This is a genomic window from Chryseobacterium balustinum (genome assembly GCF_900168205.1).
In the GTDB taxonomy this organism is placed as follows: domain Bacteria; phylum Bacteroidota; class Bacteroidia; order Flavobacteriales; family Weeksellaceae; genus Chryseobacterium; species Chryseobacterium balustinum.
On sequence record NZ_FUZE01000001.1, the window covers coordinates 288458 to 312004 of the forward strand.

Annotated in this window: 20 protein-coding genes; 10 read left to right on the forward strand and 10 right to left on the reverse strand. The window is 34.0% G+C overall.

Going from position 1 to position 23547, the window contains the following annotated elements:
- Positions 1-34 precede the first annotated feature (34 nt).
- The 8 genes from B5X64_RS01455 to hemA all read right to left on the reverse strand — a co-directional run bounded on the left by B5X64_RS01455 (position 35) and on the right by hemA (position 6145).
- A complete protein-coding gene (locus B5X64_RS01455; protein WP_079463559.1) occupies positions 35-355 on the reverse strand; it encodes a type II toxin-antitoxin system RelE/ParE family toxin in 321 nt (106 codons plus the stop codon).
- Complete coding sequence (locus tag B5X64_RS01460; RefSeq protein WP_079463560.1) at positions 352-588, reverse strand: hypothetical protein; 237 nt, start codon at positions 586-588, stop codon at positions 352-354. Before B5X64_RS01460 ends, B5X64_RS01455 begins: the two co-directional genes overlap by 4 nt.
- Before the next feature lie 231 nt (positions 589-819).
- On the reverse strand, positions 820-1851 hold the full coding sequence (gene hemE, locus B5X64_RS01465; RefSeq protein ID WP_079463561.1) for a uroporphyrinogen decarboxylase: 1032 nt from the start codon (positions 1849-1851) through the stop codon (positions 820-822).
- A gap of 37 nt (positions 1852-1888) precedes the next feature.
- Complete coding sequence (locus B5X64_RS01470; RefSeq protein ID WP_079463562.1) at positions 1889-2575, reverse strand: uroporphyrinogen-III synthase; 687 nt, start codon at positions 2573-2575, stop codon at positions 1889-1891.
- Entirely contained in the window at positions 2575-3234 is a 660-nt protein-coding gene (locus B5X64_RS01475; RefSeq protein WP_338030660.1) for a peptidoglycan recognition protein family protein, read from the reverse strand. The genes B5X64_RS01470 and B5X64_RS01475 overlap by 1 nt, the downstream gene beginning before the upstream one ends.
- Positions 3235-3237: 3 nt before the next feature.
- A complete protein-coding gene (locus B5X64_RS01480) occupies positions 3238-3819 on the reverse strand; it encodes a DUF1287 domain-containing protein (RefSeq protein ID WP_079463563.1) in 582 nt (193 codons plus the stop codon).
- Between the two features lie 156 nt (positions 3820-3975).
- Positions 3976-4884 carry a hydroxymethylbilane synthase gene (gene hemC, locus B5X64_RS01485; protein ID WP_079463564.1) on the reverse strand — a complete coding sequence of 303 codons (909 nt, stop codon included), beginning with the start codon at positions 4882-4884 and terminating at the stop codon, positions 3976-3978.
- Positions 4871-6145 carry a glutamyl-tRNA reductase gene (hemA, locus tag B5X64_RS01490; RefSeq protein WP_066678893.1) on the reverse strand — a complete coding sequence of 425 codons (1275 nt, stop codon included), beginning with the start codon at positions 6143-6145 and terminating at the stop codon, positions 4871-4873. The genes hemC and hemA overlap by 14 nt, the downstream gene beginning before the upstream one ends.
- A gap of 240 nt (positions 6146-6385) precedes the next feature.
- On the opposite strand from hemA, the gene B5X64_RS01495 reads away from it, so the two are divergent.
- From B5X64_RS01495 to B5X64_RS01520, 6 genes are all read left to right on the forward strand, one after another.
- Positions 6386-7411, forward strand: a complete 1026-nt coding sequence (locus B5X64_RS01495; protein ID WP_066678895.1) for a rod shape-determining protein — start codon at positions 6386-6388, stop codon at positions 7409-7411.
- Positions 7412-7442: 31 nt separating this feature from the next.
- Positions 7443-8297, forward strand: a complete 855-nt coding sequence (mreC, locus tag B5X64_RS01500; RefSeq protein ID WP_079463565.1) for a rod shape-determining protein MreC — start codon at positions 7443-7445, stop codon at positions 8295-8297.
- Complete coding sequence (locus B5X64_RS01505; RefSeq protein WP_079463566.1) at positions 8290-8796, forward strand: rod shape-determining protein MreD; 507 nt, start codon at positions 8290-8292, stop codon at positions 8794-8796. The genes mreC and B5X64_RS01505 overlap by 8 nt, the downstream gene beginning before the upstream one ends.
- Positions 8793-10811 carry a peptidoglycan D,D-transpeptidase FtsI family protein gene (locus B5X64_RS01510; protein ID WP_079463567.1) on the forward strand — a complete coding sequence of 673 codons (2019 nt, stop codon included), beginning with the start codon at positions 8793-8795 and terminating at the stop codon, positions 10809-10811. The genes B5X64_RS01505 and B5X64_RS01510 overlap by 4 nt, the downstream gene beginning before the upstream one ends.
- Positions 10812-10814: 3 nt before the next feature.
- Entirely contained in the window at positions 10815-12062 is a 1248-nt protein-coding gene (rodA, locus tag B5X64_RS01515) for a rod shape-determining protein RodA (RefSeq protein WP_079463568.1), read from the forward strand.
- 134 nt (positions 12063-12196) lie between these two features.
- Positions 12197-12778, forward strand: coding sequence for a pentapeptide repeat-containing protein (locus B5X64_RS01520; RefSeq protein WP_079463569.1), 582 nt, complete (start codon positions 12197-12199; stop codon positions 12776-12778).
- Between the two features lie 143 nt (positions 12779-12921).
- Here B5X64_RS01520 and B5X64_RS01525 read toward each other — a convergent pair whose 3' ends face one another.
- Both B5X64_RS01525 and B5X64_RS01530 read right to left on the reverse strand, forming a co-directional pair.
- A complete protein-coding gene (locus B5X64_RS01525; protein ID WP_079463570.1) occupies positions 12922-13611 on the reverse strand; it encodes a C40 family peptidase in 690 nt (229 codons plus the stop codon).
- A 339-nt stretch (positions 13612-13950) separates the two neighbouring features.
- Positions 13951-16146 (reverse strand): glutamine synthetase III family protein, encoded by a 2196-nt coding sequence (locus B5X64_RS01530; RefSeq protein ID WP_079463571.1) that lies wholly within the window; start codon positions 16144-16146, stop codon positions 13951-13953.
- Positions 16147-16364: 218 nt separating this feature from the next.
- Here B5X64_RS01530 and B5X64_RS01535 point away from each other — a divergent pair, with 218 nt between their 5' ends.
- The 4 genes from B5X64_RS01535 (at position 16365) to B5X64_RS01550 (ending at position 23430) form a co-directional block, all read left to right on the forward strand.
- On the forward strand, positions 16365-18866 hold the full coding sequence (locus B5X64_RS01535) for a toxin-antitoxin system YwqK family antitoxin (RefSeq protein ID WP_079463572.1): 2502 nt from the start codon (positions 16365-16367) through the stop codon (positions 18864-18866).
- 192 nt (positions 18867-19058) lie between these two features.
- Positions 19059-20750, forward strand: a complete 1692-nt coding sequence (locus tag B5X64_RS01540) for a DUF6909 family protein (protein ID WP_079463573.1) — start codon at positions 19059-19061, stop codon at positions 20748-20750.
- A 174-nt stretch (positions 20751-20924) separates the two neighbouring features.
- Positions 20925-21398 carry a DUF1572 family protein gene (locus B5X64_RS01545; RefSeq protein WP_079463574.1) on the forward strand — a complete coding sequence of 158 codons (474 nt, stop codon included), beginning with the start codon at positions 20925-20927 and terminating at the stop codon, positions 21396-21398.
- 190 nt (positions 21399-21588) lie between these two features.
- A complete protein-coding gene (locus B5X64_RS01550) occupies positions 21589-23430 on the forward strand; it encodes a M1 family metallopeptidase (RefSeq protein ID WP_079463575.1) in 1842 nt (613 codons plus the stop codon).
- Positions 23431-23547: the final 117 nt, after the last annotated feature.

The window sequence follows — 23547 nt, forward strand, 5'->3', positions numbered from 1 at the left end:
AAAATCCCTTTCAAAGTTATTTTTGAAAGGGATTTTATTTTTCTCGTTCTATTTTTTCTGGATTTTGTCTGGTGTCAAAAACATCGGCAATTTTAATGAACTGATTTTCAGTATCAATAGAATAAATTATTTTATAATTTGATTCTACAATATAATGATATTCAATATTCCGGTTTTCCAGCAAAAGTTCTCTTTGACCGATTTTAGGATTGTAAATTAATTTATTGGGAGCTAAAAGAATTTTAGTGATAATGTTTAATGCAACTTGATAACTCTTAGAAACTTCCTTGTAATAATTGAAAATTTCATCAATCTGTTTTTCAGAAAATTCAGACCAAATAACTTCGTATTTCAATTTGAATATTTTGAAAGTAATTCGGAAGTTGTTTTAAAATTTTTATTTTCAAAATCATCTTCTGATTTTGAAATCCTTTCATTCATTTCTTTAACACTTAATTTTTTAAGCTTATTTTCTTCCTCAATATTTTTAGTTTTTTTCAATAACTTTTCAAACTGAGCAATCACTTCCTCACTTTGAAGCTTAAGAAAGTCTTGTATAAACTCTAATTTTCTTGATTGAATATCCATTTTAGAAATATTTGATAATCAAATGTATAAAAATAATTTTGGAATTGAAAATCCCTTTCAATTAGTTTGAAAGGGATTTTATTTTTAATAAATATTACATAAAGTTTGTCATTCCGTAGGAATCTCGACAATGTATTTGCGTAATTTTTTAAAACTAAATTTAGATTTCTCCGGAATGACAAACGTATTGAAAAATCTGTGTCGATCCGTGAAGATCTGTGGGAATAAAATTTAATTATTCGGCTTCCAATCTACCACCGCTCTGATAAACGCTTCCGCGTTTTCCAAAGGAATATTTGGTAAAATTCCGTGGCCTAAATTGGCAATATATCGGTCTTTTCCGAAACGGTTAATCATTTCATTCACCATTTTCTTAATTGTTTCAGGTGTAGAATGCAATCTTGCAGGATCAAAATTTCCTTGCAGCGTCATTGTGTGATTCGTCAAAGTTCTTGCAAATTCCGGCTTGATCGTCCAGTCAACTCCTAAAGCTGAAACCGGAGCCATTGTCATTTCTTCCAAAGCAAACCAACATCCTTTTCCAAAAACTACAACATGAGTTAATGGGCTTAAAGCTTCAACGATTTGGTTGATATATTTCCAAGAAAACTCTTGGTAATCTTCCGGAGAAAGCATTCCGCCCCAAGAATCGAAAACCTGAACGGCAGAAACTCCTTTTTCAACTTTTCTTTTCAGATAAGCAATTGTGGTATCTGTGATTTTCTGAAGTAACAAATGCGCCGCTTCTGGTTGTTGGAAACAGAAAGATTTAGCAATATCAAAAGCCTTGCTTCCTTTTCCTTCCACGCAATAGCAAAGAATCGTCCACGGAGAACCCGCAAAACCAATCAATGGAATGTCGTTGTCTAATTTGATTAAAGTCAGCTCTATAGCGTCAAAAACGTATCCTAAAGTATCATTCACATCCGGAACAATTACATTCTGTACATCTTCCATCGTTCTGATCGGATTATCCAACCACGGGCCTACATTTTCCTTCATTTTAAAATCAATCCCCATTGCTTGAGGAACCACCAAAATATCCGAAAACAAAATCGCCGCATCCAAAGGATATCTTTTGATGGGCTGAACTGTAATTTCAGAAGCTAATTCCGGAGTCTGGCATCTTGTGAAGAAATCGTACTTATCGCGAAGCGCTATAAATTCAGGTAAATATCGGCCTGCCTGTCTCATCATCCAAACCGGTGGTCTTTCTACAATTTCACCACGAAGTGCTTTTAAATATAGGTCGTTTTTAATCATAATTTTAATTGATAATTGACGGTTTTTAGTTGATAGGTTATGAAATATCTTTCATTAATCTATTTTTTATGACCGACAATATGTTTAATAAAGTATTTTCTGTACTCGTAAAAATCTCAGATTTTGTATGTTTTCTTACCTCTTTAGAAGTAGTTTCTCCTATTGAAAAAAGAATGGCATTTTCTAAAGAATTATTTTTCGCAAAACTACGAACTCCGCTCGGGCTAAAAAAAACTATTGCATGATATTTTTCATGTATCACAGGATTAAGTGCTTCGGTCTCATAAACAGTCACTTTTTTATATGAAATATTTTGTAACGGAAGTTTTTTATCTAAAACATCCAGTGCTAAATTTCCACAAAAATGAATGAATTTTTCGTGAGCGCAGTTTTCGATAATAAAATGGGATAATGTTTCTGCGTTTTTTAAAACCTTAAAGGTTCCGAATCCGTTTTTACGAAGTTCTCTTTTGGTTTTTTCGCCTACACAATAGATTTTATTGTAGTTTTTTGCAGTAAAATCTTCATTAGGCAGAAACCTGTTTTCAAAAAAAGATTTTACACCATTGAAACTTGTGAAAATAAGCGATCGATCTTTCAGGTCAAAACGCTCTACAGAAATCGATTTTGTTTTTATCACCTCAACACAATCAATCGAAATATTATTTCCCAGTTTTTCTGAAAGATATTTAGAATCGATGCTTTTGGTAAATAAAATGTTCATTAAGGTTTGTCTTTTAAATGTAAATCTGCGACTTGCTTTCTTACTTTTGTCATGAAGTCTTTTCCTGGATCTTCTTTTCCTGTGAAATAATTGGGATCAGATTCTTTCCATAATTTAGAATTTCTGAAAACTCCGTATTCCGAATGGCCAATAAGATATTCTATTTTATATTTTTTGGTTAAATATCTTACCAATTCTGCGTTGGCTTCAACTTGTTTTTCGGTAAGCGGTTGTTTCTTGCTTCCGATATTTTCAACTCCGATGGCGCAATAATTTAAACCAATTGTGTGTCTTGCAAATTGAGTTGGTTCCATCAACTGATAAATAGTTCCGTCCCGGTCTATGATAAATTGCGAAGAAACATTGAGTGTACTTTGCTTTTTTAAAGTATTTCTTGCGCTTTCAAGATGGGTTTTGTTGAAATATTTGTGGTTGCTTTCTACCGTTCCTCCTGCTGTGTAATGCAAAACAATCATTTTCGGAACAATCGTAGGTGTTTTTTGAGTTAAACCATGATGTTCTTTTAAATATTCTAAACTTAATTGAATTCTTTCCGCAGGATAATTGATTGGCTTGTCAATGATTTTTAAGCTTGAATTCTGTGCTGAACTCAAGTTTAAAATAAATAAAAACAAAACGAAAACTACCTTTCTCATCATATATTATTTTGAATACTGGTAATGTCCGGTAATCGTAAATTTAAATAAACAATCTTCAATAACCTGTCCTGCACCGATGTTATGTACAATTAAATATCTTTTTCCGTCTGCCGATTTTTTGTTGACCACAATTCCGATGTGGGTTAAATTTCCTGGAAGAAGCCACGTTACAATATCTCCGGGAGCATATAATTCAGGTTTGGTTTCGATTGATTTAGATTTTCCAAATTTTGCAAAGAAAACCATCAGGTTGGGAACTCTTCGGTGATCGATATTCGTGTCGGGTCTTTTCAAACCAAACTTTTTAGGATATTTAGAAAAATTCTTCTTCATATCTTCATGCACTTCTTTTTGTAAATCAATTCCTAGTTTTCGGTATGCTCTGATAACAACGTCTGTACAGACACCTTTGTCTGAAGCTACATCGCCGTTTGGATATTTGATGGAGTAGTAAGCAGGATCGTAAGTTACCTTATCTTTCGTTAAGCTTAAAGCTGCATCAGATAATTTTTGAGCAAACTGAGCTTGTGCTTTTCCAAAAAAAACAAAAAGTACTAAAATGAATATTGAAAAGAATTTTTTCATGGGCTTAAAATTTGAATTGAAAAACAAGGTTTGTAAAGTTCAAAAATTAATTTTAAACATGAAGATTCTTTAAGCATAAAGAAATGTTAAGATTCAGAAAATCTTAATTTTACCTAAAACCTAAAACCTAAAACCTAAAACCTAAAACCTAAAACCTTAAAGCTGACTTTTAATTTCAGTCATCAATTCTTTACCGCCGTTTTCTAAAACAATATTGGCAAATTTTTCACCAAAATTTTCTTCTTCATTATATTCAAAACTTTCGTCGGTTGCAATATAGTTTTTCCCGTCTAAAGAGCAAAGAGCAGCTTTGAATCTGATCTGATCGTCAAATTTTTCAGCAAAGGCTCCAATTGGTGCGGTACAGCCACCTTCCAAAGTGCTCAGGAAATTTCTTTCGATCTCTACACAAATTTGAGTTTGTTTGTGAGAAATTTGTTTTAAAATATCATTGATCTCTTTTTTATCCGAATGTCCGGCAACAGCAACCACACCTTGTGAAGGTGCAGGGATCATGAATGGAATGAACTCATAATCGATATCCATTTTCATTCTTTTAATTCCGGCAAGAGATAAAATTGTAGCATCAAAATCTTGCTCTTCCAACTTCTGAAGTCTGGTCTGAATATTTCCTCGGATATCAAAAAATTCTGTAGTAGGATAGTGTTTAGACCAAAAAGCCCTTCTTCTTAAACTGCTTGTCGCCAATTTAAGTTCATGAAATTCTTTATTCATTGCCGATCTTCTTTTGATCAAAACATCCTGTGGAAAATCTCTTTCAAGATAAGCGACAATTTCTATGTTTTCGGGTAGTTTTGTAGGTACATCTTTAAGGGAGTGTACAGCAATGTCTATTTCGTCATTCAGTAATGCGGTGTCTAGATCTCTCGTAAAAACTCCTGTTATTCCTAAAGTATAAAGAGGTTGGTTCAGATTTTTATCACCTGAAGAAACAATTGGGACGATCTCTGTTACGTAATTAAGGTTTTGCAAATGTCTTGCAACTTCTCTTGCCTGCCAAAGTGCAAGTGCAGAATTTCGGGTTCCTATTCTAATGCTTTTCATTGAATTCGTTATTGGGTTGTTCGACTAAAATTTCGTGCATTAATTTACTAATTTCCTCCGCTTTTAAAGGGTTGTCGATAATATATTTTGCAAAACGGTTGGTTATTTTCTGAATCATCTTCTCAGAAAGCTCCATGTCGTTGATATTGATGTACTTATTTTTTCTGTAAAAATTGTGCATTTCGTTGCGCTCCATATTTTTCAGCACTGCTTTGAAATGATGAATGTTTGGCGCTAGTTTTCTCTTTTTTTCCCATTCCAGAAAATCTTTGGTCATTTCTTTAATGATAACCTCGGCTTTGGGGATTTCTTTTTCACGCTGCTGAATGGTTTCCTGAATTTGTTTTGAAAGCTCATCAACATCAATCAAGGTCACATTATCGAGTTCCGAAACATCTTTATCAACATTATGAGGAATAGAAAGATCGATAATCAGAATTTCTTTTCCGTTTTTTAAATGAGACTTGTTGATGATGGGAGTTTTTGCGCCCGTAGCAACAATTAAAATATCAGTATTGTCTAATTCCTTTTCAAAATCATTATAATCAATATTGGGTATGTTGTATTTTTCTGAAATTTTCGCCGCTTTTTCCTGAGTTCGGTTAGCGATTTTTATGGTGGGTTGATAAACGTGTTTTACCAAATTTTCGACCGTATTTTGGCCAATTTCACCAACTCCGAGAAGGAGAATATTCTTTTCGGTAATTCTTTTTTGATTATTTAAAATGTAATGAACTGCCGCATAAGAAACAGAGGCCGCTCCGTTTGAAATTCCGGTTTCGTTTTTTATTCTTTTAGAAATCTGAATCGCAGAATTAATCGACCTTTCTAAAAAAGGATTTGAGTTTTGTCTTTCTTTTTTAAAACGGGCATACGCTTTCTTAATCTGACCGATGATTTCAAAATCACCAATAATCTGACTTTCTAATCCTGCCGATACTCGGAAGAGATGCTGCAATGCTTCTTCTTTTGTGAAAATATTGGCAAAACGTAAAAAATCTGAAAAATTAACACCGATAGATTTGCAGTATTCTTCGGCGACCAAAAGATAGTTTGGTGAAGTGGTGTAAATTTCGGTTCTGTTGCATGTGGAAACCACAAATGCGTCCCCTAAATTCTCATCGTGAATTCGGGTAACAAAGTTTTTAATATTGTCATCAAAAAAAGCAAATTTTCCCCTTGTTTCTACATCAGCCTTTTCAAAACTGATAGATAATACGGCAAAATTTGATGTCTGATGTATATTGGAATACTGTATCATAAGCAGTCGCAAATTTAAGCAAATTTTACTTAAACATTTTGCGATTGTTTGTATGATAATTATCGTAAAAAGCTATAAATTAATTATCTAAGTTTTTGTCGCTTTTTCTAAAACTTACAAAAACAATACATTAAGAAAAAAGTGTAATTTTAATAAAAATTTAACCAAATTATATAAAACTTTGTAATCGTTAGTATAGTATAATTTATATCTTTGTAAACTTAAATCAAGGAGAAAATTATGAGTTTATTCGATATGTTTACGCAAGAAATAGCGATAGACCTTGGAACTGCCAACACGCTTATCATCCATAATAATAAAATTGTTATAGATCAGCCTTCTATTGTTGCAATAGAGCGTTCTACAGGAAAACCAATTGCTGTTGGGGAGCAGGCGAAACATATGCAGGGTAAAACACATGAAGATATAAAAACAATTCGTCCTTTGAAAGACGGAGTTATTGCAGATTTCCATGCTTCAGAGCACATGATCAAAGAATTTATCAAAAAAATTCCGGGGATCAAAGGGAGATTTATTCAGCCTGCTTTAAGGATTGTAATCTGTATTCCTTCAGGGATTACAGAGGTTGAAAAAAGAGCGGTAAGAGATTCTGCTCAGAAAGTAAACGCAAAAGAAGTACGATTGATTTATGAGCCAATGGCCGCTGCAATAGGAGTTGGTATCGACGTTCAAAAACCAGAAGGTAACATGATTATCGACATAGGTGGGGGTACTACCGAAATCGCTGTTGTTGCTTTAGGAGGTATTGTTTGCGATAAATCTGTAAAAATTGCAGGGGACGTATTTACTAATGATATTGCTTATTTCCTAAGAACACATCATAATTTATACATCGGGGAAAGAACAGCTGAAAGAGTGAAAATTGAAGTAGGTTCTGCAGTTGAAGACCTTGATGTAGATATCGACGATATTCCAGTACAGGGAAGAGATCTTATTACCGGTAAGCCAAAAGAAATTATGGTTGGGTATAAAGAAATTGCTCGTGCTTTAGATAAATCAATTATCAGAATTGAAGATTCTGTAATGGAAACACTTTCTCTTACGCCGCCGGAATTGGCTGCAGATATTTACAAAACAGGTATTTATCTTGCAGGGGGTGGTGCTTTATTGAGAGGTCTTGCAGACAGATTACACAAGAAAACAGGGCTTCCGGTTTTCGTGGCAGAAGATCCTTTGAGAGCTGTTGTTCGCGGAACAGGGATTGCACTTAAGAATATGGATAAATTCAATTTCTTAATTAAATAAATTTTTTAACTTTTTACGACTTTTTATCTAAATGGGATTTTTGCTGAGATTATTTTCGAAGAATGCTCTTTTTGTATTCTTTATTTTCCTGCAAATTATTGCTCTCATTTTGATATTCTCTAAGAATGCGATGCAGCAATCTTGGCTTGCGGGTCAGACTGCGGCTTTCAACTCATGGGTTTCAGGCTATATTGATGAAGGTGTTTCTTATTTAAAGCTGAAACAAACCAACGAAGATCTTGTTGCTCAGAATAAAGTTTTAATGGTTGAACTTTATGGAAAGCAAGGCGCTGCAAATCCACAATTCAGAAAAGTACACGATACTTTGGGAGGTGGGCAGATCTATACCTTTGTAGATGGCGAAATTGTTTTCAACAGCATCAACAGAAGAAACAATTATTTTACGATCAATCGTGGTACAAGAGACGGTGTTTATCCTCAAATGGGCGTAATGGCTCCAAAAGGAATTGCCGGGATTGTTATTAATTCTACCGATAGTTACGCTTTAGTACAGTCGGTTTTAAGCGTTAATAAGATAAGAATTAATGCTTCATTAAAAAACTCAGGATATTTCGGAACTTTGACGTGGAAGGGTGATAATTCCCGATTGATGCATTTGGCAGATGTTCCAAAATATGTTTCCCTGAAAATTGGGGATACGATAGAAACTGATGGGAAGTCTGCGATTTTCCCTAAAGGGGTCATGATTGGTAAAGTTGCGGGTTACACCGTAGATAATAAAACAGGATTTTGGGATATTTCGGTTGAATTAAGTGAAAAAATGGGAGCTTTAAACAAAGTTTACGTTGTTAAAAATCTTAAAAAAGCTGAGGTTCAGAAAATTCAGGATACCTTGCAGGCTGTAATAAAAAAAGAAAATGATTAGCAGAACCGTATTTACAGATCTTTTGATCATGGCTTTTCTGGTTGCATTACAGGTTTTTGTATTGAATAGGATTACCTTGTTCGGTAAATTCACTCCGGTTTTATATCCGGTTTTTGTAATGTTCTATCCTTTTTTTAGAAACAAGTTTCAGTTTTTGGCATTAAGTTTTTTAATTGGGCTTGCCGTAGATGGTTTTCTTGGTACATGGGGGATCAATGCTTTGGCTACGACAGTGATTGCTTATTTCCGTACGTTGATATTCCGTACGTCTACAGATACATCTACAGATTTCTTTTCATTTCAGTCTTTGCAATGGACGCAGTTTTTACTGTTTTTGTTTTCAAGCATCTCCCTACATCAGCTTTTGGTGCAGTATATCGAATTTTTTAAATTCACTAGAATTTTTGAAATTTTATTTAATGTGTTGGTAACTAGTGTAATTTCCTTTATATTTATCATAGTTTACGCATTAATCTTTAAAATCAAACAGAAAGTTTGAATACACGCCATATAAAAATCTTAACGATTCTCATTGTCATTGCTCTTATTTTTGTAGCAAGGCTTTCTTATTTACAGCTGTTTACAGATCGTTATGCGCTGAATGCAGCCAATACTTCCATCAAAACTGAATATGTGATTCCGCAACGTGGAGTTATTTTCGATAGAAATGGGAAGATCATGGTAGGAAACCAGCCTGCCTATGAAATTTCTTTTACTCAGGCTTTAATGAAACCTGATTTTGATACTTTAGCTTTTTGTAATTTAATAAAAATTGATAAAAAAGATTTCATTAAAAGGGTCAACTTAATTAAAGCTGAAAAATACTATTCTAAACTCACACCGATGACTTTTATTAAAGATCTGAGTAGAGAGGAAATAGCAAGAGTTCAGGAGATTATATTCAAATATCCGGCTTTTAGTATCGTTCAGCGTCCTCAAAGACAGTATGAAGTTTCTACTTCCGGAAACCTTTTGGGGTATACGAGTGAAGTAAACGATAGGGAAATCAAAAAAGATTCTACTTATTATCTTCCGGGTGACCTCATCGGTAAAACGGGTGTTGAAAAATCCTACGAGAAAGAACTTCGTGGTGTAAAGGGGATTAAATATATTCAAAAAGATATCAAACTCCGAAATGTTGGACCCTACAAAAACGGAACTTTAGATAGAGATGTTGTAACCGGAAAAGATATTACGTTGACCATCGATTATGACTTACAAAAGCTAGCAGAAGAAATGTTGGTGAATAAGCATGGCGCTATCGTTGCAATAGACCCCAATAACGGAGAAGTTCTTGTTTCTGCTACAGGGCCGGATATTGATCCGAACCTTTTTACCGGACCTAATAAATCTAAAAATTTATACGCACTTTCAAAAGATACGATTTACGAAAACAAACCTACATTTGATAGAGCTTTGCAAGCGGGCTATCCTCCAGGTTCTACTTTCAAATTGTTGACCGCTTTGGCAGCAATGCAAATGGGCGTAATGGATGAGAATACAATTTTTCCTTGCGGAGGAGGATTCTTCTACAAAGGAAAAAGAATAAAAGGCCACGGTGGAGCAGATCCTTTGATTCCGTCTATTCAGGTTTCGAGTAACTGTTTTTTCACCTATGCATTTATTGCGATCATTAAAAAATATCCAGGTAATCCATCAAAAGGGGTAGATGAATGGAAAAAAATTATGAGCAGCTTTGGTGTTGGTGAGTTTTTAAATAACGATTTTGCTGTTGGTGCAAAAGGAAGAATTCCTTCGGGAGACTTTTATGAAAGAAGATTTAAAGCCATCATTAAAGCAAACGGTTCTACCAGACAAGATTATAAGAATTGGGATGAAATGTCAACCGGAGCCATTTACAACGGAATGGGACAGGGAGATGTAATGGTAACGCCTTTACAGCTTGCTAATTATGTTTCAGCGATTGCTAATAGAGGTTGGTACTATACGCCACATATTGTTAAGCTTATTGATGGAAGACCAAATCCTGATCCTAGATTTAAAGTGAAACATCATACCTTAGTTGATCCTAAGCATTTTGGACCTGTTCTGAAAGGGATGGAGGCCGTAGTTCTTCGAGGTACTGCGAGAAGTTTAAAATCAAATGACTTTACCCAATTGGCAAAAACGGGTACTGCACAGGTTCCGCAAGGAAAAGATAATGCTATTTTTGTGTTGATTGCTCCAGCCGAGAAACCTAAAATTGTCGTAGTGGGTGTCATGGAACATGGTGGTTTCGGAGGTACTTGGGCCGGTCCTGCTTGTACAATTATCGCTGAAAAATATATCACCGGAGATATTAAACGTGAACATCTTTACAAAAAAATGATTACGTCGAGTTTCATGCCTGAATATAAAAGACAGTGGATTGTCGACCTGAAAAGAAAAGGTTTGTATAAAGAACCGAAACCGGATTCTATAAAACTGAAAAGAATACAAGACAGTCTGAATCTTGTAAAGAAAGCTAAAGAAAAACTGCAAAAGGCCCAAACTGTTAAACCCAAAAAACCGTAAACCATGAAATGGACAGAAGGAATAGATAAATTAGGTCTTGGGTTGTACTTTTTGCTTTGCTTATTTGCGATAGCCAATATTTACAGTGTAGATGAGGGTTTGGGTAAAAAACAATTGATCTTTTTTGGGATTTCAATTTTTGTAGGCTTAATTATTTTCTTCAGCAGAAGTAAGTTTTTCGAAAATATGTCGGGGATTATTTACATTGGCGGTGTTTTAATGCTTGCCGGCCTTCATGTTTTCGGAACAGAGATTCTCGGTCAGAAAAACTGGTATAAATTCGGAAGTTTTACCATGCAGCCCGTAGAATTTTCAAAGATTGGAACGGCTTTGATGTTGGCAAACTATGTTTCTGGAGCAGATTTCGATCTTAAAAATACAAAATCACTAATAACAGTAATGGCGATAATAGGAATTCCTGCGGTTGTTGTACTATCAATTCCTGATGTGGGGTCGTTGCTCGTATTTACTGCGTTCTTTATTGCTTTATACAGAGAAGGTCTTTCCGGAAAATTATTTTTAATTGGAGGTCTTTTTGGAGTGGTATTTCTTATCGCAAATTATCTTAATGATCCATTGAAATGGAGTTTATGGTATTTCACAGTGTTTATTATTGTAATTGGTCTTTTATGGTTTTTATTTAATGCAGCCCTGCTCCGTAAAAATATATATACTCTTTTACCTGGAGTAGGAGTAGTTTTGTTATTGGCAGCATTGTCATTTATTTCACCTGTCATTTTCGAGAAACTACCAAAACACCAACAGGAGCGTGTCGAGGTTTTATATAAAGGGGAAAGAGAATTCCGGGATACTTCGGGATATAATTTGTTGTATTCAAAAACGGCAATCGGATCCGGAGGAATGTTTGGTAAAGGATATCGTGAAGGCTCTGTAACCCAAGGGAAATTTGTTCCGGAGCAGGAAACCGATTATATTTTCTGTACTGTTGGAGAAGAGTGGGGATTTGTAGGAAGTGCTGTTTTAGTTTTTGCTTACATGATTTTTATCGGACGAATATATTATCTCGCAGAAAAGCAGAAATCGGTATTTAACAGGGTTTTTGGCTATTGTTTTGCTTCCATCCTGTTGATGCACTTTTCTATCAATTTAGGCATGGTTATGGGGTTGTTTCCAACTGTTGGAATTCCGTTGCCGTACTTTAGTTACGGAGGAAGCTCGTTGCTTGCCTTTTCTATGATGACCTTTATTTTCTTTAAACTCAATTATGCAGATAAAAACAGTTTGGTATAGAGCTGAAAGTCAGAAGTAGGATGATGGAAGTTTACAATCATTCTTTACAGATAATATTTAAAATCTATTCAATCGCAAAATCAGCGAAATAAAATTTCTACTAATTTTTCCATTAAATAAAATCATAAAAATTTATGAGAGAAGCTTACGTTATTGATGATAATTTCGATAATATAAATTTTACAGAACAACCTTTAGAAGTTGGAGAATATGAGAATTGTACTTTCCAAAATTGTAATTTCGAATATGTAAATCTCTCTGAATTCAAATTTACCAACTGTGAATTTGTCGATTGTAATTTAAGCATGACCAAATTAGCGGGAACTGCTTTTCGGGACGTTATTTTTAAAGATTGTAAAATGTTCGGAATGCATTTTGATGACTGTAATGAGTTTGGGATGTCTTTCAGGTTTGACGGATGTGCTTTGAATAATTCTGTTTTCTATAAAACGACTATTAAAAGAACCTTATTTAAAAACTCTAAACTGATTGAAGTAGATTTTGCTGAATGTGATCTGTCGAATTCTGTATTTTCCAACTGCGATTTTAGCGGAGCGACATTCGAAAGAACCAATTTGGAAAAAGCAGATTTAAGAACCTCATTCAATTATACCATTAATCCAGAATCTAATAAGCTTAAAAAGACCAAATTTTCACTTTCTGAAGTTCATGGGCTCTTACGTCAATTTGATATAGAAATTGATAAAAATAGCTAAATCTAAGGTTGAATTTTAGTAAAATATTCAAGACTTGAATTTTTTGGCAACTTTTGCTTTAAGGCAAAGTCCAGAAAACAATATAAAAAAAAATTAAAGCCATCAAATCTGATGGCTTTATTTATATAATCAATTATTTAAGACTAAAAATTAGTAGAGGCTAAGTTGTTGTAATTATCTCCGTTTTCATTGATTACTCTTTTTGCAAACCTGTATTTTGGTCCCCAATAAGAATCATTCAATGATGAGATCATTACTCCTTTTGATGTTGCTGCGTGAATAAATTTTATTTCACCTTCTTCAGTTACACTTTCTACAATTCCTACGTGAGAAATTCTTTTTCCGTGAGAGAAGAAAATTAAATCTCCTTTCTGAAGGTTTTCTTTATCGATCGCTTCTCCTTCCTGAGATTGAGATGCTGCCACTCTTGGTAGAGTAAGGCCTGCTGCAGCTCCGAATACTGATAAAACAAATGCTGAACAATCGATTCCTTTTCTTGTCATTCCTCCGTATCTGTAAGGAGTTCCAAGATAAGTTTGAGCTTCTGTTAAGATATTATCAATGGTCTTATTATGTTTGATCGCTTTTGCGATTTCAGAATTTTTTAAAGAATTTTTAGCGTTTGAGAGTGCCACTGCTTTTTCAGAGATGAAAGAGTTGATTAACAACTTTTTATCATTCTCCATCTTAGTATCTATTGCAGCAAGTTTGGCATCTGTTTTGTATTCTTTAGTGTAAGTTGCCGGTTTTGAAACCACGTAATTGGTTACGCATGATTGTAGTGATATTGTTGAAACAAAAGCAACTAAATAAAACAAAACTCTTTTCTTCATATTTTTTAATTTCCGGTTGAAAAAGAAATATTTATTTCTCTAAAGCCTTACAAAAGTAGAGATTCTTGCTAAGGCGACCTCAGTATGATTATTATCAGGTTCTTGATTTAACACATTTTAACATCTTGCTTGAGTATGTTAAAGAAAAAATAGCTGTAATGCGCCTGTTTTAGTGATTGAGTGTTTTTTTTTATTAAGATTTTTTAACAAAATAGATTCACTTTCCTTTATTCATCGGAGTTTATTATTTCTTTGATTTCTTAAAAACAGTATTAAAAAATTATAAAAAAAGTTCCCCGGAAAACCGGAGAACCTCACTAATATGGAACTTTACAGATGTTATCTTGTAAATAACATTTCTCTATATTTAGTCATTGGCCAAAGCTCATCATCCACCATCATTTCAAGATCATCAGAAGCATCTCTGATAATATCAAATAGAGGTTTTACTTTGTTGCAGTAATCTTCTGCCTGCGTCTGACTTTCTGTTACAGCTTTTGCTGCTTCTCTTGCTTTAATCAAATCTTCAACGCCTAATTTAATTTTAGAAACATTTTCAGAGATGTTGGTAATCAAGCTCATTTGCTCTTTAGCCAAAGTTTTGAATTCTTTATCTCCGAAGATTTCTTTAAGACCTTTTACGTTCTCAATCAATCTGTTTTGATAATTTAAAGCGGAAGGAATAATGTGGTTTCTTGCGATATCACTCAATACTCTTGCTTCAATATCAATTACGGTAGAATATTTTTCTAATTTGATCTCGTTTCTTGCTTCAACTTCTCTGTGGTTGAAAATTCCTATTTCTTCGTAAAGGTCAACAAACTTCTGATTCATTTCCTGCTTCAAAGCTTCAGGCGTTGTTTTCCAGTTGTTTAATCCTCTTTTTTCAGCTTCTATAGCCCAGTCTTCAGAATATCCGTCACCTTCAAACATAATGTTTTTACACTGCTTGATGTATTCTCTTAAAACATTGAAAATTGCTTCGTCTTTTTTAAGACCTGTTTCAATTAAAGCATCAACTTCTATTTTAAAGTCGTTTAATTGTTTAGCAGCGATCGTATTCATTACGGTCATAGACTCTGCGCAGTTTGCAGAAGAACCTACTGCTCTGATTTCGAATTTATTTCCTGTAAATGCAAATGGAGAAGTTCTGTTTCTGTCTGTGTTGTCCAACAGAATTTCAGGAATTTTTCCAACAACATTTAATTTTAAATCTGTTTTTTCATCCGGAGAAAGTTTTCCTTCAGTTACTTTTTCAAGCTCTTCCAAAACTCTGAACAATTGACTTCCGATAAATACAGAAATAATTGCTGGTGGAGCTTCGTTTGCACCCAATCTGTGGTCGTTGCTTGCAGAAGCAATACTTGCTCTCAAAAGATCCGCATATTCATGTACCGCTTTAATAGCATTTACGAAGAATGTTAAGAACTGTAAGTTTTTCTTAGGATTTTTTCCTGGGCTCAAAAGGTTTTCACCTGTATCAGTTGCCAAAGACCAGTTGTTGTGCTTTCCGCTTCCGTTTACTCCTGCGAATGGTTTTTCGTGGAATAAGATGTGGAAATGGTGTCTGTGAGCAATTCTTGCCATAACATCCATCAACAAAGAGTTGTGGTCAACCGCAACGTTTACTTCTTCAAACATTGGAGCTAGCTCAAATTGGTTTGGAGCTACTTCGTTGTGTCTTGTAGTAACCGGAATTCCCAATTTCATACATTCGATTTCCAACTCTTTCATGAAGTTCATTACTCTTGTAGGGATAGAACCGAAATAATGGTCATCTAATTGTTGTCCTTTTGCAGGAGAATGTCCTAGTAAAGTTTTACCTGTTAAAACTAAATCCGGACGAGATTGATACAATGCTGAATCAACTAAGAAATATTCTTGCTCCCAACCTAAAGTAGGAGTTACTTTTGTTACATTTTTGTCAAAATACTGCATTACGTTGGTTGCAGCCTCGTCTACAGCGTTCAAAGCTCTTAATAAAGGTGCTTTGTAATCTAATGTTTCTCCTGTGTAAGAGATGAAAATAGAAGGAATACATAAAGTAGTTCCCATGATAAATGCCGGAGATGTAGGATCCCAAGCTGTATAACCTCTTGCTTCAAAAGTGTTTCTGATACCACCATTCGGGAAAGAAGATGCATCTGGCTCTTGCTGAATCAATAAGTTTCCGCTGAATCTTTCAATAGCTCTTCCGCCTTCAATTGGAGTGAAGAAAGAATCGTGCTTTTCTGCTGTTGTACCTGTTAATGGCTGAAACCAGTGAGTGTAGTGGGTAACACCTTTGCTCATTGCCCAGTCTTTCATTGCTACGGCAACTTGATCAGCTATTAATCTCTGGATTTTTGTTCCTTTTTTAATAGCATCCATAATAGATTGGAATGCTTCTTTTGTTAAATATTCTCTCATTGTGTTTTCAGAGAATACGTTTTCACAAAATAATTCTGATAATTTAGCAGGGATTTCTACTGAGTTATCTTTTCTAAAGTCCTTAAAAGGTAAAGTTTCTAATGCTTTGAATCTTAAAGTTGACATAATTGGGTTTGGTTTTGCAGTGCAAATTTACAAAAAAAATGATTCAAAAATAAAACACCCCTGTAATTTTTCAGTATTTATATGTTTTGGTGGTTTAAATGTTGGGTATCCCTATGTTTAATGGGGGGCTTGTTTGTGTTTTGGTTAAATTTATTATTCTTTTTAAAATAAAATCTGATGAAGCTAGAATTTCTTATTTTTGAGTAAATCCAAATCAAATGATTAAAAGAATTGTTCTTATTACAGCTTTTTTATTTTCCCAAATACTACTTTCTCAAAAGTCAGAATTTGTTTATTATGACAAAGACTGGAAGGTAACGTCAAAGTCAGACGCTTCTTATTATAGACTAATGCCAATGAAGGAATTGGGTGAATTGGTTTTGCTCCAGGATTTTTATATAAACGGAACTCCGCAGTTTGAAGGATATGCTTTTAAGAAAGATGAAAATGCTTACGTAGGAGATATTGTTTGGTATGACGTAAACGGAAATGATGATAATTTTCGTCAATATCGAAATGATACAAAAAACCTTACCTTATTATATTATTATCCAAATGGGAAGATTAGAAAAAAAGTTCAGTATAAGAATGGAGTAAAACACGGCGAGACTATAATTTATAGTACTGACGGAACGGTTTTAATGAAAGGACTTTTTGAAAAAGGTAAACCAATCAGCGGAAGTTTTGAAAAAGTAAAAAATAGTGACAATTACGACTATAACGCAAAAGTTGAAGAAGTTTCTATGTCTGAAGGTGAATCACAAAATAGAACGGAAATCTTGGCTGTTCCGCCGCCGCCGATTCCAGAAACGGTTGGAGTTGAACCACAAACTGTAGAGCTTTTGGCGCCAATGGATGATGAGGGGAATTCTTCAAAAAAGACCAAAAACAGAAAGACCGTTACCGAAAAAATATTTTGGAAAGATTCAAAACAGATTGCTCAGGAAATAGTTTATGAAATCAGTTCGTATGGTTTTAAACCTATCGGGCAGAAAAATTATGACAGATCGGGGAAATTAATCCAGTCATTAACTGAAAATCATTTTGAAAAATACGGAAGCGGTATTGCAAACGGAATTGAATATTTATATTATCTCCATAATAATTTCGCAACGGGTGTAAAATCTATTTCAAAATTCATTAACGGAGAAAAATCAGGAAAGCAGATTTTGTATTTCCCAAAAGAAGGTATTTCTCACGAAACGAATTATAATAAAGGCTTAAAAGACGGTGAAGAAATAGAGTATTCTGAAAATGGGACGTTAAAAAATAGACGTATATATAAAGAGGGAGATTCTTTTAATGGAAATTTTGATGAACGTATCGGAAATATGTATGTTAATTTAAATTACGCAAATGGTATAAAAGAAGGAGAAGCGATTGCAAAAAATGAAGATCAGCAAATTATAGCCAAAGGGATTTATAAAAACGGAAAACCTTACAATGGAACTTTTGTTGTAGGGTTAAATGATCGATCCGATGATTTTGAATTGATAAATGTAGAAAATTTCAAAAAGACTGGATTGCAGAAAGTTTTCAGTTACAGATTAGAAAATTTACAAAAAACCTACACTGTTCAAAACGAAAAACTGGATGGAATGACCACTTTTTATGATGATGGGAAGATTATAGGAACTTTAGAATATAAAAATAACGAGCCCTACAACGGAACCTTAATTGGTGACGATAAAACGTCAGTTTTCAAAAACGGAAAACTTATTGAAGAGATATTTTTTGAAGATCATTATAATAAGGACAATATTAAAAAGCAAAAATTCTACGAAAACGGAATTCTTGTAAAGGTTAAAGATTATTCTTTTGCAATTTCAGAAAAACCGCAAGATTCTTACGAAGGTATTTTTAAAAATGGAAAACCTTTTTCCGGATATTTTGAAACCGAATATAGTCATGATTTTAAGCAGATTGATTATTTTGAAAATGGAATTCTAAAATTTCAATATTCGAATGATTATCTAAAAAATATGGATAATTACAGACATCAATATTATGATATCAAGTCGGCTTACAAAGACGGAAAAATATTTGATGGTGCTGAGTATCTTTTAAACGACAAGCAATTTATTACCAGATATTGGAAAAACGGAATTTTAAAAAGCTTTGATTGGGATTTGTTTGCGATGCATTATTTTAACAGGATTCATTTTGAACTGAAAAATAATATTATTGAAATCAATGATATGCAAGGCAAGAAATCTGCGGTGGTTACAATTGATATTTCTAAAAACGGTTTCAATAAAAAGCTTTCCATCGATGGTAAAGTGATTGATGATACAAGAAAAAAATATCTGGAATCGAAATACAGTGAGACGGTTATTCTTTATTATGAAGAAAATAATAAAATCATTTCTAAAAAGATAAATATACAAGACGAAGCAATCGAGCCGAGCGAAGGTGTTGAATTGTTTTATAAAGTGTATGATGTTGTTGCTGAGTTTCCTACGGTTCAGGAAGTATTTAATAATCTGGCGGATAAATTCACAAGTAATAAATTCGTTGAAGAGACCGATGAAAATCTAATTGTTGCGGGCGTTCAAATCGATTCTGAAGGAAAACCTAAAGATGGGGTTTTAATAACTCCGACTCAAAATAATACGTACACGCTGCAATTATATATCAACAGGAAATTAATGAAAACCCTAGAGAATGTTAGTTTTAATAAGGTAAAAGAAGAAGCAAGGAGGCTTGGAATAATAGATTAAAATATTATTTCTAATATGAAGAAAACTTATTCTCAATTTCTTTCAGAATAGAAGGGTAAATCTTAACTTTAAAAAACTTTTAATCAACAATTAAGATTCTGTATTGAGTATTTAATCTATTGATTTTTAACACTTTAATTTATTAAAAATAATTTACGTAACTTAGAAGACTTTTTATAAAAATTTTAATATATGACAAATTCTAGAGCAAGAGAAACTACCGAGGCAATTGAAAGACTATACATATCTATGAGACACCTGTTTTATAGAGGGTTTTTTAAGCCGAGCGGAGTTTCTGGAGAAAGCATTAGAAGTTTGTTGAAGACGATCAATCCGGAAATTTACGGTACCATGAGCGTTCCAAGCAAATTGGAATTGGATGGTTTGATGTATGTTTTAGACAGACTTCCAGAAGGTATTGAAGAATGCGCTTTCATTCATCTTACATCAGACGAAGGTTTTGATAAAGGAAGTTTCGAGCCGATCGTTCCTAAAAAGAGAAGAAGAAACTGTTACCGAATCGATGAGCACCAAATGAATATTGAAGTTCTTCTGGGTCGTTCAGAAATCTATGATATTCTTACGCATTTAACGTTCTTATTTATAGAAGCAGATAAAATTCGTAACCTCGCATTTATTCAAGATGAAAACTGGAAGCCGACAAGAGCTTTCAAAATCATCGAAGAAGTGGTAAAAGGGGAGAAAAAATTCAGCAGAAGAGAAAAAGAAGTGGCTTTAATTCATCTTTCATCTTTAATAGGAAGAACTTTTGATGAAACTTTAAACGCTTACAACACTTTTGGTGATGATGAAAATCCGGACAGATTATTCAAAATCATTTACCATTTAGGAAAAGTGAGTTTGGAAGATGCTAAACAAAGCCGTGAAAGGGAGATCTATTTCAGTGCAATTCTTAAAGAAAGAGTAGGGCACCACTATTTTGGAGAGAAATGGGCTCACAAAGTGAAAGAAGTTTTGTTTGAAAACGATCTTCACATGCGTCCGTTACACATTATTTCGGCAAACATGCACTCTGTAAAAAATATGCTGTACGGAAATGATGCTTTAAAGAAAAAAGACACCAAAGAAGTAGATTATAAACTATACGGAGATATTTCAGATAAAAAAGATCTTCGTGATAAAGTTTCAAAATATGCTCTGGATGAAGGTTTGATCTACATCAACGATAAGAGCGGAAGTAATATCGATGTTCAGATTATCGATTTAAGCAAAACCAATCTTAAAAACACACCTTTCGGACATTTGAAATATGACGGAGACGATGTTATCATGGTTTTCGATTATGCATTTGGTGAACAGGCTTTTGAGGTGATGGATGAGTTGCTGAGACCTTTCGAACAAAAAGGCGAAGTCTATATGATGAAGGTGAAATCTGTTTCTATCATGGGGAAAGCCGGAATTCTTGAAGGCGGAAAAGGAGATATTATGATCCCTACTTCTCATATTTTTGAAGGAACGGCAGATAATTATCCTTTTGAAAACGCTCTGAAATTGGAAGATTTTAAAGATGATGAATTAAATGCTTTTGAAGGACCGATGATTACCGTTTTGGGAACATCTCTTCAAAACAGAGATATTCTTCAGTATTTTATGAATACTTCTTGGAAGGCGATTGGTCTTGAAATGGAAGGTGCACATTACCAGAAAGCTATTCAGGTGGCATCAAAAATCAGACATCACATTGCACCCGATCTTTTTGTGAGTTACGCTTACTATGCTTCAGATAATCCTTTGGAAACAGGAGCCACGCTTTCTTCGGGAGGTTTAGGATTGACAGGAGTAAAACCAACCTATCTGATTACTTTAAGAATCCTTGAAAAGATTCTACAAAGCGGAAAGAAAGAAATTTCTGCTAAAAAATAATTTATTTTTAAATTAAATATAAGCCTCGAATGTTTTGCATTTGAGGTTTTTTATTTAACCACGAATAGCACAAATGTTTTTCACGAATGACGCTAATTTATTTGTGCTAAAAATTGTGTTTCTTATTGGTGACATTTGTGGTTAAGAAAATTTATCTTTAGAAAAAACAATACAATGAGCACAACTTCACAATTAGCCAAAAGATTTCGAGAAGTTTTACTGGATGGAAAATGGATTGCCAATACCAATTTTAAGGAACAGCTTTCAGATGTTACATGGGAACAGGCAACTACAAAAATTGATTCTTTAAATACAATTGCAATGCTCACTTTTCATATTGATTATTACATTGCAGGATTGATGAATGTCTTTGACGGAGGTGATTTGGAAATTAAGGATAAGTTCAGCTTTGATTTTCCTCCGATTGAATCTCAAGAGCAATGGGAAAGTCTTTTAAATAAACTTTGGCAAGATTCCGAAAAGTTTGCCACTTTATTAGAGCAAATGCCGGATTCTAAATTAGATAAGGTTTTTGTTGACGAAAAATACGAAACCTATTTAAGAAACATCGACGGAATGATCGAACATTCTTATTATCATTTAGGTCAGATTACTTTGATTAAAAAGATGATTTTATCTAAATACTAATAACACTAATGTTTTCACTAATGACGCAATTATTAGTGTCTATTTGTGTCTTCATTTGTGATATTTGTGTTTAATCTAATTTAACAATCAAAACTAAAACTCATCTAAACTCCAACGAAAAGCCTCATCAAAGCTACATATTTGAGGTTTTTTCAAAAATTACCTACCTTTAGAAAAATAAAATTTATCAATGAGAAAATCGTTTATCATCCTTTTTGCGTTTATTATTTCGCAGTTTCAGGCACAGCAAAATGCCTATTACCAGCAGGCTGCACAATATAAAATGGATATCGACGTCAATGCAGAACAATTTACTTATCAGGGAACTCAAACTTTAAAATACCGCAACAACTCGCCCGACGAGCTCAACGTCGTGTATTTCCACTTGTATTGGAATGCTTTTAAGCCTAATTCAATGATGGATCAAAGAGTGGCAAGTCAAGGGAAAAATGGAGATTCTAGGTTACAGAAAGACGGAATTTCAAGATTAGCTTCGATTCCTAAAAATGAAGAAGGCGCACAAAATATTCACTGGATTAAACAAAACGGAAAAGAACTGAAGTTTGAAATTCAGGAAACCGTAATGAAAGTGTATCTAAATGAAGCTATCAAGCCTAATTCAAAAACAACTTTCACAATGGAATGGGATGCTGTGATTCCTCAGCAAATCAGAAGAAGCGGAAGAAATAACCGTGAAGGAGTTGATATGACGATGACGCAATGGTATCCTAAAATTGCAGAATACGATTATGATGGTTGGGCAACTTTTGATTATATAGGAAGAGAATTTCACGCCCCGTTCGCAGATTTTGATGTAACGATTAAAATCAATAAAGATTACGTTGTTGGAGCTGGAGGAACGCTTTTAAATCCAAAAGAAGTAAAAGGGTATGATGCTTCAGCACAAATTAAAGCGGATCAAAATAAAGCAATCTGGAAATGGACAGCCAAAAATATGCTCGATTTTGCCTGGGCTGCAGATAAAGATTATTCGGTAGAAAGTTTCGATGTCTCTCAAGGCCCGAAAGTGTATTTTGTATATCTGAAGAGTGATAAAACGAAAGCTTGGGGTGAAGCGAAACCTTATGTTACCAAATATTTCCAGATTATGAATTCTAAATTCGGGAAATACGCTTATCCTTCTTACGCTTTCATTCAGGGTGGCGATGGCGGAATGGAATACGGAATGTGTACTATGATTTTGGGTGAAGCAAAAAACATTGAAGATTTGATGGGATTGATGGCTCACGAAGGTTCTCACTCTTGGTATCAGCAAATGTTGGCAACCAACGAACCTGTAAGACCGTGGATGGATGAAGGATTTACAAGTTATGCAGAAAGCTACGTGATGCATCAGTTATTTCCGCCGAAAGACGATAGACCGAATGCTTTCGTTGAAAAGATTGATGCTTATAGAAAGTTTCTAAAAAAAGGAATTGAAGAGCCTGCAGTTTGGTTGGGCGATCATCACGACAATGGAACAGCATATTCTTATGCAAGTTATGTAAAAGGTGAATTGTATCTGGTGCAATTAGGATATATCGTTGGAGAAGAAAATTTAGCCAAAATCATGACCGAATATTTCAAAGAATGGAGCATGAAACATCCTACCGACAGAGATTTCCTTCATATTGCACAGAAAGTTTCCGGGATGGATTTGAAATGGTTTCATCATTATTGGATTAATACGACAAAAACCATCGATTACGGAATTAAAGACGTACAGTACGGCAATAGCTCTACAACGATAACTTTAGTTAATAACAGCCAGATTCCTATGCCGATCGATTTTAGCGTAATTACTGCCGACAATAAAATGGTTAATTATCAAATCCCATTAAACATGACGCATACCTGGAAAACCAAAGATGCGTTCGGCGAGTTTACTACTCTAAAATATTGGCCTTGGACGCAGAAAGAATATACATTAACGATTCCGTACAACAAATCTCAGTTGAGAGTTTTAGGAATAGACTTCAGTCATAGATTGGCTGATGTAAATCCTGAAGATAATTTTGTTGAAGTGAAATAGCTTTTAGTTTAAATAAATAATAATCAATCCCCGAAGAATTTTTCTTTGGGGATTTTGTTTTAATGCAGAATCATTGTTGTTTTGTTTCAAACAAATTGCGGGAAACAAAACACAAAT